This window comes from Lysinibacillus sp. UBA5994, from assembly GCF_002429725.1.
GTDB classification, from domain to species: domain Bacteria; phylum Bacillota; class Bacilli; order Bacillales_A; family Planococcaceae; genus Lysinibacillus; species Lysinibacillus capsici.
The window spans coordinates 58,163-68,826 of sequence record NZ_DJAU01000030.1; the positions used below are offsets into that span (position 1 = coordinate 58,163).

The 10,664-nt window shown below is 35.9% G+C and carries 10 protein-coding genes and 1 other annotated feature; of the genes, 6 read left to right on the plus strand and 4 right to left on the minus strand.

Features of this window, described 5'->3' with window-relative positions; all coding sequences use genetic code 11:
- Positions 1-122 precede the first annotated feature (122 nt).
- Together B3D98_RS10720 and B3D98_RS10725 are read left to right on the plus strand one after the other, a co-directional pair.
- Complete coding sequence (locus B3D98_RS10720; RefSeq protein WP_066038406.1) at positions 123-971, plus strand: ABC transporter ATP-binding protein; 849 nt, start codon at positions 123-125, stop codon at positions 969-971.
- Entirely contained in the window at positions 968-1,675 is a 708-nt protein-coding gene (locus B3D98_RS10725) for an ABC transporter permease (RefSeq protein WP_048393188.1), read from the plus strand. The genes B3D98_RS10720 and B3D98_RS10725 overlap by 4 nt, the downstream gene beginning before the upstream one ends.
- On the opposite strand, the gene ldmS is transcribed toward B3D98_RS10725, so the two are convergent.
- A complete protein-coding gene (gene ldmS / locus B3D98_RS10730) occupies positions 1,672-2,844 on the minus strand; it encodes an L-aspartate--L-methionine ligase LdmS (RefSeq protein ID WP_066038405.1) in 1,173 nt (390 codons plus the stop codon). The genes B3D98_RS10725 and ldmS overlap by 4 nt on opposite strands.
- Before the next feature lie 115 nt (positions 2,845-2,959).
- Positions 2,960-3,547, minus strand: coding sequence for a GNAT family N-acetyltransferase (locus B3D98_RS10735; RefSeq protein ID WP_066038404.1), 588 nt, complete (start codon positions 3,545-3,547; stop codon positions 2,960-2,962).
- A 98-nt stretch (positions 3,548-3,645) separates the two neighbouring features.
- On the opposite strand from B3D98_RS10735, the gene B3D98_RS10740 reads away from it, so the two are divergent.
- Entirely contained in the window at positions 3,646-5,007 is a 1,362-nt protein-coding gene (locus B3D98_RS10740; RefSeq protein WP_066038403.1) for a PLP-dependent aminotransferase family protein, read from the plus strand.
- Between the two features lie 105 nt (positions 5,008-5,112).
- Positions 5,113-5,919, plus strand: coding sequence for an EcsC family protein (locus tag B3D98_RS10745; protein WP_054549038.1), 807 nt, complete (start codon positions 5,113-5,115; stop codon positions 5,917-5,919).
- Positions 5,920-5,966: 47 nt separating this feature from the next.
- On the opposite strand, the gene B3D98_RS10750 is transcribed toward B3D98_RS10745, so the two are convergent.
- On the minus strand, positions 5,967-6,935 hold the full coding sequence (locus tag B3D98_RS10750) for a quinone oxidoreductase family protein (RefSeq protein WP_103117341.1): 969 nt from the start codon (positions 6,933-6,935) through the stop codon (positions 5,967-5,969).
- Between the two features lie 64 nt (positions 6,936-6,999).
- Here B3D98_RS10750 and B3D98_RS10755 point away from each other — a divergent pair, with 64 nt between their 5' ends.
- Complete coding sequence (locus B3D98_RS10755) at positions 7,000-7,623, plus strand: alpha/beta hydrolase (protein WP_048393179.1); 624 nt, start codon at positions 7,000-7,002, stop codon at positions 7,621-7,623.
- Positions 7,624-7,675: 52 nt separating this feature from the next.
- Positions 7,676-7,940: a binding site (T-box leader), on the plus strand.
- A gap of 66 nt (positions 7,941-8,006) precedes the next feature.
- A complete protein-coding gene (locus B3D98_RS10760) occupies positions 8,007-9,251 on the plus strand; it encodes an MFS transporter (RefSeq protein WP_048393177.1) in 1,245 nt (414 codons plus the stop codon).
- Positions 9,252-9,331: 80 nt separating this feature from the next.
- On the opposite strand, the gene B3D98_RS10765 is transcribed toward B3D98_RS10760, so the two are convergent.
- Complete coding sequence (locus B3D98_RS10765) at positions 9,332-10,060, minus strand: IclR family transcriptional regulator (protein WP_288582933.1); 729 nt, start codon at positions 10,058-10,060, stop codon at positions 9,332-9,334.
- Between the last annotated feature and the right edge of the window lie 604 nt (positions 10,061-10,664).

A 10,664-nucleotide genomic window follows, 5' to 3' on the forward strand; every position in this document is an offset into this window, starting at 1 on the left:
CTCCTGTCACCTTTAATAAAATTCCATTGAAGGTTCTTTTTCTGCCTTTCACATGATTTTTACTGTGAGCCTTACCCTTGTTGTTTATAGTGTAGACATCAACAACAAACAGGAGGTTACACATGAACGCAGTGATTGATGTGCAACATTTGAAAAAAATTTTTAATAATGAAACAGCATTACAGGATGTTTCCTTTACCATTAAAAAAGGGGAAATATTCGGCTTTCTTGGCCCAAGTGGTTCTGGTAAAACTACTACAATTAAAATATTAACCGCACAAACAGATAAATCGGCAGGTAATGTTCTATTATTTGGGCAACATGCATCTGAAATGAAGCAAAGTCAAAATCGTAAACGTTTTGGTATTTTAACAGATAATAGTGGCTTGTATACGAGACTATCAATTGAAGAAAATTTAATACTTTATAGTAATTTATATCAGCTATCTCAATCTGCTGTAAAAGAAGCTTTGGACTTTGTCAATTTATATGCAGAACGTAAGAAAAAGATCAGTCAGCTTTCCAAAGGAATGATTCAACGTGTTACACTTGCTCGTGCAATTATGCACAAGCCCGAATTATTATTTTTAGATGAGCCTACTTCTGCTTTGGACCCAGTAAATACACAACATATATATAATGGCTTACGAAAATTAAATGCTATGGGTACAACAATTTTTTTAACAACACACAATATGAGCGAAGCAGAAATACTTTGTGATCGTGTTGCTTTCCTGCATAAAGGGAAAATCCGAGCAATCGGCGCTCCAAAAGATCTAAAAAAAGAATTTGGCTCTGACACTATTACAGTAGAGCTTAAAAATGGTGAACAGGAAATTATAGAAAATGGTTCTCAAGATGCAGAGAAGTTATTTCAATGGATGCAATCCGATCAAGTTACACGTATCTATACAAACGAGCCAACACTAGGTGACATTTTTATGCAAATAACAGGGAGTGATTTAGTATGAATATTTCAATGACACGTATTCAAGCTATATTGATGAAGGATTATAAGGAATTCTCACGTAACTATGCCGTATCAACTATGGTATTACTACCACTTATAATGGCGTTTTTATATAATCAATTAGGTGCAAATACTATTAGCATGTATTTTCTACCAATTAACATGACATTTTCCATAGTGACTACTTACGTACAATGTAGTTTAATTGCAGAAGAAAAGGAAAAAAACACTCTTCGCAGTCTTATGCTCTCCCCTGCCTCACTTGGAGATATTTTAATTGGTAAAAGCCTGTTTGTTCTAATTGTTACAATTGTATCTGTAACAATGGCTATTTTTCTAGTTGGCTACGAACCTGCAAACCTTTTTATCTTAGCAATTGCATTATTGCTTTCTGCTGTGTTTTATATTGCTCTAGGTACAATATGTGGTTTATTTGCTAAATCTATTATGGAAGCATCTATTATTGTGTTGCCTGTAATGGTTATCTTCTCATTTGGTCCTCTGGCCTTAGCTCTATCTTCGGCATACCCAATCTTAAAATTAGCTGAATGGCTACCAAGCTCACAGTTATTACTTTTAGCAGAGGCGTTAGAAGGTAAGTATTCTATGGCAGATGTTCTTATTCCTATGATTACGATAATTGTATGGTCTCTTCTTTCTTGGATTTTCGCAGCAATTATCTATAAAAAAAGAATGGTCGATTAAAGACCATTCTTTTCTTCAGGTAATAATTCCTTCTCCCGTTTTTCAATTTCCTCTAACGTATCTGCATACCATACACCGACAAATCTTGAAGGGACGGACTCCTCAAAATAATCACCATCATAGAAAGATAAAGGAAATAACATACCCTTTTCTATATATTTCTTAATTGTTTGATAGAAATGATCATTCTGTTGTGGGCTTTGTGCTGAATAGGAGCTAAATTTATTGATGGGCTTTCCTAAAGCATCATGAAACATCAGCATTGAGGTTGAACCATTTTGGCGGAAATTTAAGTCTATTGCTTGAACATCACCAGCTTCCGTGACAATTAAATCAAAGCCTGCCACACCTACAAAGCCTTCCTCAACGCCACGTTCCATAATATGCTTTCCTACTTCAATTACTTTTTCGGGTACTTTATCTACAATGATATTCCCTTCGTAAATGCCGTTATCATCCGTAATTTGCTGGGAAGCTCCTAAGTATTGAATCCCTAGCTCCTCTGAGTAAACAAATTGACAGCTATAGTTGTCCTTTGTCTGTAAAAGCTCCTCAATAATTATACTTTCAGTTCCTGTCATGCGAAATTGTCGTAAACCTTCCGTCAATTCATCTTTATTATGACAAATGGTAACGCCATATCCTCCCGAGGTTGGCGAATCATCACCAGGCTTTAATACTACAGGGGGCTGCCAATTTTTAATGGCATCTGAAAGTCTATACGTCTCCACATTTAAACGACTTGGCACATATTTACTATCGATTAAATGATCAATATAAGCTTTTGTATTCAACTCATTAAATTTCTCCGCATCCATCCAATAACATTGACGATCCATATGCTCCAGGTCGTGTATATATTGACATACAATGGTCTTCCCTTCCTTACACCAAGTTTGGATCTGTGCCAGATATTCCTCTTGAGTCTCATAGCTATAAGGCTGTTCTACCCATGGTAATCCTGCTAATTGATGAAGCTCTTGCGCCTTTTCTGTTTGTGTTGCTCGATGTACTAGCACGGGGATATCAGCAATAGCAACTTCTCTTGAGGTTAAAGCATCTAGCTTATGAGGATCATCCATCATCCACGGATTATCGCTATACGGTGTTCTTGGTGTATACACAGCATTATCACCATAAATTTGTCTTAACGTGTATTTAGGTTTCAAGTAGATTACCCTCTTTCAATTTTTCGGTACTCTACTCTACCCTCCCCTTTATTTTTTGACACTTTTTATAAGAAAAAAGGGTTTTACGGGTTATATAAATCCCTTTTTATACCTATTAACATCCCAATTGCACTAGTAGACTTTCTAAATGCTTTTTCACCTGTGGCCATTCTTCTATTGTAATGCTATACATAACGGTATGCCTAGTTGTCCCATCTTTGCGAATCATATGGTTACGCAATATTCCCTCTTTTGTAGCACCAATTCGCTCAATTGCCTGTTGAGAACGAATATTTTCATGATCCGTTTTTATTTGTACACGTTGTAAATGAAGATGCTCAAAAGAGTATCGTAATAGCAAATACTTACAATTAGTATTAATAGCTGTACGCCAGTATGCGGGTGTTAGCCATGTATAGCCAATTTCTAATCGCTGATGCTTGTCATCAATATCCATAAAACGTGTAGACCCGATAATGTCCCCTGATTGTTTATCCACAATCACAAATGGAAATTCTGTTTTTTCGTTTTTTGCCTTTAATGCGTTTTCCACAAATTTATTCACATCTTCCTTTTTTTCTATGGTTGTGGACATATGTGACCAAATTTCTGGATAACTTCCTGTCTCTAAAATTCCTGGTAAATCGCTCAATTCTAAAGGCTTTAGTTTAACCACTTCATTTTCTAATGTTATAAATTCCATTACACTTCACTCCTTTTTACTTATTTAACGGTAAAATTGATATGATATATATAACCAATTACTAAAAAATCAACCATACCAGAGGAGGAGGAAATTATCTGGAGCTCTCCATTATATTTACAGGCAATCTAGCGAAATACATTCAAATCTATGAAGAAATAAAGCATAAGATTATTACTAAAAAATTACTTGCTCATGAACAACTGCCTTCTAAACGAGCTCTCGCCCTAACATTGAATGTGAGTGTACACACCATAAAGGAAGCCTATGAGCAGTTACTTGCAGAAGGCTATATTTATAGTAAAGAGCGTTCTGGTTATTTTATTGCGCCCTTTGAATTTGATTGGCTACAGCAAGTACCCCGGCATGTATCTGTTCCAAGTAACAATATCCCTAACAATATACAATTTGATTTTACAAATGGACATGTGGATAACGAGGCTTTTCCCTATGCTGCTTGGCACAAGCTTATAAAAAAGCATTTTAATAGTAACAACTTATCAACAAGCCCTTGGGAGGGAGAGACAACTTTACGCACAGAGATTGCCCGCTATGTAGAGCGTTCTCGTGGGGTTAGCTGTGATGCTTCACAGGTATTTATATACAGTGGTACACAAAGCCAGCTTCAGGCTCTTTGTCATTTTCTTGGGTCTGCGATACGCGTTGGGTTAGAGGAGCCAGGATTTAAAAGAGTGCGTGCCGTTTTACAGCAATGTGGATTGTCCACAGAGGCGATTCCTGTGGACTATTCAGGGGTTACACTCCCTGCAACACCAATTCACATGTTATACACAACACCTGCTCATCAATTTCCATTAGGCATGATTATGACCATAGAAAGAAGAGTGGCATTGTTACAATGGGCTAACTCGAACACGGGGCTTATTATTGAAGATGATTATGATTCCGAATTTCGTTATAAGGGGCTACCAATCCCGTCTTTAGCAAAAATGGATCAGCTTCAGCGTGTCATTTATTTCGGAACATTTTCGAAAACATTGCTTCCATCCTTACGCATTAGTTATATGATCCTTCCAAAGTCTTTAGTAGTGCCGTTTATGACTTTTCATTCTGAGCAAAAATCGGTTGTCTCCAAAGTAGACCAACTTGTCTTAGCAGACTTTCTTGCACAAGGTCTATTCGATAAGCATTTGGCAAAAATGCGAACAATCTATCGTAAAAAACAACAAGCATTATTGACCGCCATCTCTTCACATTTTTCAAATGAATTTCAAGTAATCGGTGAAAAATCCGGACTTCATATAGTCATCAAGCTACCACAACATCTCACCGAGAGTAGAGCGCTCCAGCTTGCTCAAGAGGTAGGGGTTCAAGTCTATCCATGCTCTACCTCCTATCAGAATGGAACAAATGAAACCATGATCATTATAGGGTATGGTGGACTGACACTTCAGCAAATAAATGAAGGAATTGCACTCCTTGCGTCCGTTTGGCAATAGCATGTGATTCATTAGTTTGTCGAAATCTCATTTAAATAAAGCGAAACTTTATATAGTTTTTTTCGTATTTAAAGTTAAATGGACACATAAGGGGATAAGACAATAATGGAGAATCGAGAGTTATTAGAGCAGCATTTACAAGAGATTCAAGTGTGGGAAAAAGATCAAAAAGATTTATGGTTTTGGGAGAAATTAGGGAGAATACCATTTAAATTATTAGATAAAATGACACCTGCCTTTCTCCAAAATAAAATTGCTTTATTGGTAGATGAACTAGGCAATTATATTCAGTCCGGTGGAAAGTATTTAATCAATGAACAAGCCATGATACAAAAAATTCGTGACCATTCTTCCACTCAGCATATTATAACTATATCTGATATTGGTCAGATCCCTTTAGAGGACATGATCTCCCTCAGTGACAAATTACAAAATGAACGTGTGAAATTTGCTACTGTACAAGGAGCCTCTACTGGCTTTGGTGGCATCTTTACTTTAGCTATTGATATTCCAATGATTTTAGGGACTGCACTAAAAACTTTGCAAGAAATAGCAATTATTCATGGCTATGATCCGAACGATAAAATGGAACGTATTTTTATTGTAAAATGTCTACAATTTACCTCTGCTGATATTGTTGGTAAAGAAGCAATCTTACAGGAGCTTTCTACTATAAATAGCTCAAAAAAGGCTTCAGATAACATGATTTCTCAGCTTCAAGGATGGCAGGAGGTATTTTACACATACCGTGATCAGCTAGGCTGGAAAAAGCTGTTTCAAATGATCCCTATCGCAGGGATGGTTTTTGGAGCCTATGCTAATAAAGGCATGATTCAGGATGTAGCCGAAACTGGTATTATGCTTTATCGTAAAAGACGTATTTATGAAAAACTTACTGAACTAGATTGTTGATCGACAAAAGATGACACTCCAAATATGGGTGTCATCTTTTTTGTGCTTTATATTTTAATAAGTATTTTTCCTTGGTGCTGACGACTTTCCATAAATTCATGAGCCTTTTTCATTTCCTCTAAGGCAAATATTTTAGCAATTGGCACCTGAAAACTGTCTTCGTTTACTAAAGAGAAAATATCCTGCGCCACCTGTTGTAACAGTTCTGGCTTCAAAGCTCTTGTCGTACCTAAGCTAAATCCTTTTATATTGCGGCAGCTATTGTGTAAATCTGCTGTTTTTATATTTCCTGCTCTTCCTCCACTATTCCCGAATTGGACAAGAGTGCCATAAGGCGCTAAACAAGTTAAACTCTCCTCGGTGATAGCTCCTGCAATAGAATCGTACACAATATCAACACCCTGACCCTTTGTAAGTTCATTGACATTTGTACTAAATTGATCATATGTAAGTACATGATCCGCACCAAGCTGATAAACAATTGGGGCTTTTTCTAAATTACTCACCGTACCTATAATCTGTTTAGCTCCGAGCCTTTTGGCCATTTGGACAAGCATTGTCCCTACCCCACCAGAAGCAGCATGAATTAAGACGGCATCCTGCTGACCAATGGCCGCTATTTGATGTGTTAACATATATGATAAAAATAAAACTGTCGGTACAGCTGCTACCTTCTCGATTGGTACCCCACTAGGAATTTTAAAAACTAGTTGTTCCTTTGCTACTACAAATTCTGCATAAGCACCGTTTTTCGGGAATGCGATAACTTGGTCACCCTTTTGAAAACCACTGCTATCATTAAAAACTTCTTCAATTACCCCTGCAACATCTAAACCAAGAACCATCGGAAAATTTGCTTTAGCTTTATTACCTGTGCGATTTTTAATATCTGCAAAATTTACGCTTGTATGGGTTGTCCTTATTAAGACTTCACCCTCAGAAATAGTCGGTTTTGGACAATCAATAAAAGTTAAAACATCCGATGTACCAAATTCATTGATAATAATAGCCTTCATAAATTTCTCCCTCCTTGCTATGGTAAAATTATATACTATATATAGAAATGATGGAGGAATATTCATGAAAATCAAACCTAAGCACGCCATGTACAATGGTATATCCTACAATTTTTTTGATGGAACAAGCGATAAGGTATGTTTTATGCTCTCTGGCACGGGCTATACCTATGATAAACCTATACTTTATTATTCTACGGCATTACTGTTAGAACTTGGCTATGATGTCGTCCAAATCAATTATACATTTGAGCAACAGCAATTCGAACAGGACTCCCAAGCCATATCAAAAATGGTCTATCGTGTTGCCAACCCTATTGTAGAAAATAGCTTGCAATCAAAGCCTTATAGAGAAGTCGTTTATCTAGGAAAATCTTTAGGTACTATGCCTATTGTCGATTATTATATGCAGCAGACTCCTTCTATTCCTGCTCGTTATGTACTTTTCACCCCATTACTTTCTCTTCAACATACAATGACAAATCTATTAGACAAACATGCATTTTTAGCAATTGGTACAGCGGACCCTCATTATTCACAGGAGAAGCTAGCGCAACTTGCTACCCTTCAGCTTGCTGTTTTTGAGGACCTTAATCATTCACTTGAAATTCCTTTGAATGCTGTTTTATCCATACAGCACTGCCAATCGCTGATAACACAATTAAAAATCTTCCTACAAAATAATTAGTAATATTTTTATAGTACTATTTACCAAAATCGTGTACATATGCTACACTAGCAAAAATACATTGAAGAGAAGAGTAAATAAGGCTGTTCTTCCCAGAGAGCTCGGATTGCTGAAAACGAGTAAGAACGAATTATTGAAACAAGCCTCGGAGTAGCGCATTGGATTTTGTTTGAATGATGGTGCGACGGGAACTCCCGTTATAGAGTTACAGTATAAGCATAGGCTCTATGCCGTACTGAAAAGGCTATTATGGTGACATAATAGTGAACTAGGGTGGCACCACGTGAGTATATAAATTCTACAACCTCGTCCCTAAGACTAATCGTCTTGGAGGTGGGGTTTTTTATTTTGCAAATCGTCACTTTGCTTAAGGAGGAATTTATATGAGAAAAGCTTTAGAAAGCTGGCGTTATCCTGCCATCCTATTATGTAGTATTGGTGTTTCAAGTGTTGGCGAATGGATTTATTTTATCGCCTTAAATTTAATTGTGTTAAACCTCACAGAATCTGCTCTGGCTGTCTCTGGATTGTATATTGTAAGAGCGATCTCTTCCTTGTTCACTAATTTTTGGTCAGGAAGCCTAATCGATCGTTTTAATAAGAAAAAGCTAATGATTTTTCTAAATTTGGTTCAATCTATACTCATTGTCATACTCCCCTGCTTTTCTAGCCTCTTGTGGATGTATGTCCTTGTTTTTCTCATTACAGTAGCTAGCTCTATGTATCAGCCGACATCTATGACTTATATCACTAAGTTAATTCCTGTCGAACAAAGGAAACGTTTTAATGCATTACGCAGCTTACTCGACTCTGGTGCATTTCTAACTGGACCAGCAATCGCAGGTTTCTTGTTCACAGTCGGAACACCCTATATGGCCATATATTTAAACGCGATTGCTTTATTTCTATCAGCCTGTATAACGTTCAAAATGCCGAACATTGAAGCCCTTGAAAAATTTATTAATCGTACAGAAAAAGCATCCCTTTTTCGAGTATTGCTTCTGGATTGGCAAATGGTTATACGCTTTAGCTTAAAAAATTCCTATGTTATGGTAGTCTATTTGTTGTTTAGTGCTATCATCATCTTGATGACAGCTACTGATTCTTTGGAGGCTGCCTTTGCAACACAGATATTAGCTTTATCCGAAGGAGAATATGGGATTTTAGTCAGTATCGCAGGGGTAGGTGTTTTATTTGGCTCGCTAACCAACTCTGTTATTGTTGAAAAAATACCAACTTCTTGGTTAATAGGTATGGGGTCTCTCGTAACAGCACTGGGCTATTTAATATTTACCTCATCCTTTTCCTTTCTTATAGCTGCTATAGGTTGCTTTGTATTATCCTTTGCAACTGCCTTTGCGAATACAGGATTTTATACATTTTATCAAAATAATATTCCCTCTGAGAGCATGGGTCGTATAGGAAGTATTTATGGATTTTTTGAAGCACTTTTTATTATTATTTTTACTACTATTTTTGGGATTTTCGCTGAATGGATTACTATACGCTCAGTTGTCATTAGTGCATCCTTTATGATGGCATTTGTAGCTGTCATTCTACTATGGCTAAATATAAAACCTTCGAAAAGCCACTATTATAAAAGGTTGATAAGTAGCAAGCAACAGTAATCTCACTTTTCATATAAAAATTAACCATCTAATGTCTACTAATTACTGACATCAGATGGTTTTTATCGTAATAAGCAATCTTATATATATCCTAATTCAAAGGATAGCTGCTGTGCAGTTTTAATGACTTCCTGTGTTATACTTTCTAATTTTTCAGCATCTGTATCATATTCAAAGCACTCTGCACTAATGGCTGCAATTGTTTGTTTATTTGAATCAAATATAGGTGCTGCTATGGATACTGTCCCCTTTGTTTTTTCTCCAACGCTTATGGCAAAGCCTTTTTCTCTTACATCATTGAGGCTCTCTATCAATTTTTCTTTCTCAGGCTCCTCAAGTTGTTGGAAAAATTGTTGCTGTACATCGCTTTTAGAAAACGCAAGTAATACTTTATTTGGAGCTCCTATAGGATATGGAATTTTTTCACCAATCATATCAATAATACGGACATTTTTAGGACTATCAATTCGATCAATAATAATGGATGCAAACTGTTTAGCAATACTTAAATAGATTGTTTCTCGAACATCATATGCAAGGTTTTCTAATAGAGGATGCGCTTTTTCTCTAATATCCGTCTCATGATACATTTTCATGCCTAGTTGCAGCCATGTATACCCCAATCGAAATTCTTTTTTATTCTCATTTCTCTCTACTAAATCAAAACTCTCTAATGTATATAATAATCTGTAAATTGTGCTAGTAGGCAAGTCTGTTTCATTAAAAATTTCTTGCACAGTAAAAAAACGCTTCGGATGCTTCGCCAGTATATTTATAACTAACATTGCTCTTTCGATTGATTGAATCATTACAATTACTCCCTTTCATTTCCCCATATAATCACTATCTTAAGGTTTTTATAGATCCATTTAGCTTTTACTAGGATCATTATGAAATTAAAATTCATGCAAATTATCAAATTTTTATGTACCTTCAATTTTTTACATGTAGCCCTGCTTTTAAATGTAGTTTCATTTTATTTTAACTAATTTTTATGCATATAAATAGATGCTACATGAAATATATACATAGTTCCACTCAATTAGCGCAGAAAATTACGAGTATTCACAAAAATTCAAATTGACAATTTGTTGTTTTGCATTTACGATGAATTTATATTCCACTATGTAGATTTAATTTCATATAGTGAAAAATATATAACGGTAAAAATATGTATTTCTCTACTAATTATCTATTTATATCATCTTGAAAATAAAAAACTTTTCTATAAAAGGAGAAAAAATCATGAATACTTTTATGTGGGATACACCCGAAAAACTACGTGCCCTATTATGTGAACTTGTGAGCTGGGAAAGCCGTACATTAACGGAGGGTGAAAATAAATTTGCCTTTCGACTAAAAGATAAATTGTTAACGCTTCCATATTTTGAAAAGCACCCAGACTTGATTGAA

Bases quoted from the DNA above. Each gene is read 5' to 3' on its own strand.
- B3D98_RS10745 (WP_054549038.1), top strand. From the start codon at position 5,113: ATGGAGAATCGAGAGTTATTAGAGCAGCATTTACAAGAGATTCAAGTG.
- B3D98_RS10720 (WP_066038406.1), top strand. From the start codon at position 123: ATGAACGCAGTGATTGATGTGCAACATTTGAAAAAAATTTTTAATAAT.
- B3D98_RS10760 (WP_048393177.1), top strand. From the start codon at position 8,007: ATGAGAAAAGCTTTAGAAAGCTGGCGTTATCCTGCCATCCTATTATGT.
- B3D98_RS10765 (WP_288582933.1), bottom strand. From the start codon at position 10,060: ATGATTCAATCAATCGAAAGAGCAATGTTAGTTATAAATATACTGGCG.
- B3D98_RS10750 (WP_103117341.1), bottom strand. From the start codon at position 6,935: ATGAAGGCTATTATTATCAATGAATTTGGTACATCGGATGTTTTAACT.
- B3D98_RS10735 (WP_066038404.1), bottom strand. From the start codon at position 3,547: ATGGAATTTATAACATTAGAAAATGAAGTGGTTAAACTAAAGCCTTTA.
- B3D98_RS10755 (WP_048393179.1), top strand. From the start codon at position 7,000: ATGAAAATCAAACCTAAGCACGCCATGTACAATGGTATATCCTACAAT.
- B3D98_RS10725 (WP_048393188.1), top strand. From the start codon at position 968: ATGAATATTTCAATGACACGTATTCAAGCTATATTGATGAAGGATTAT.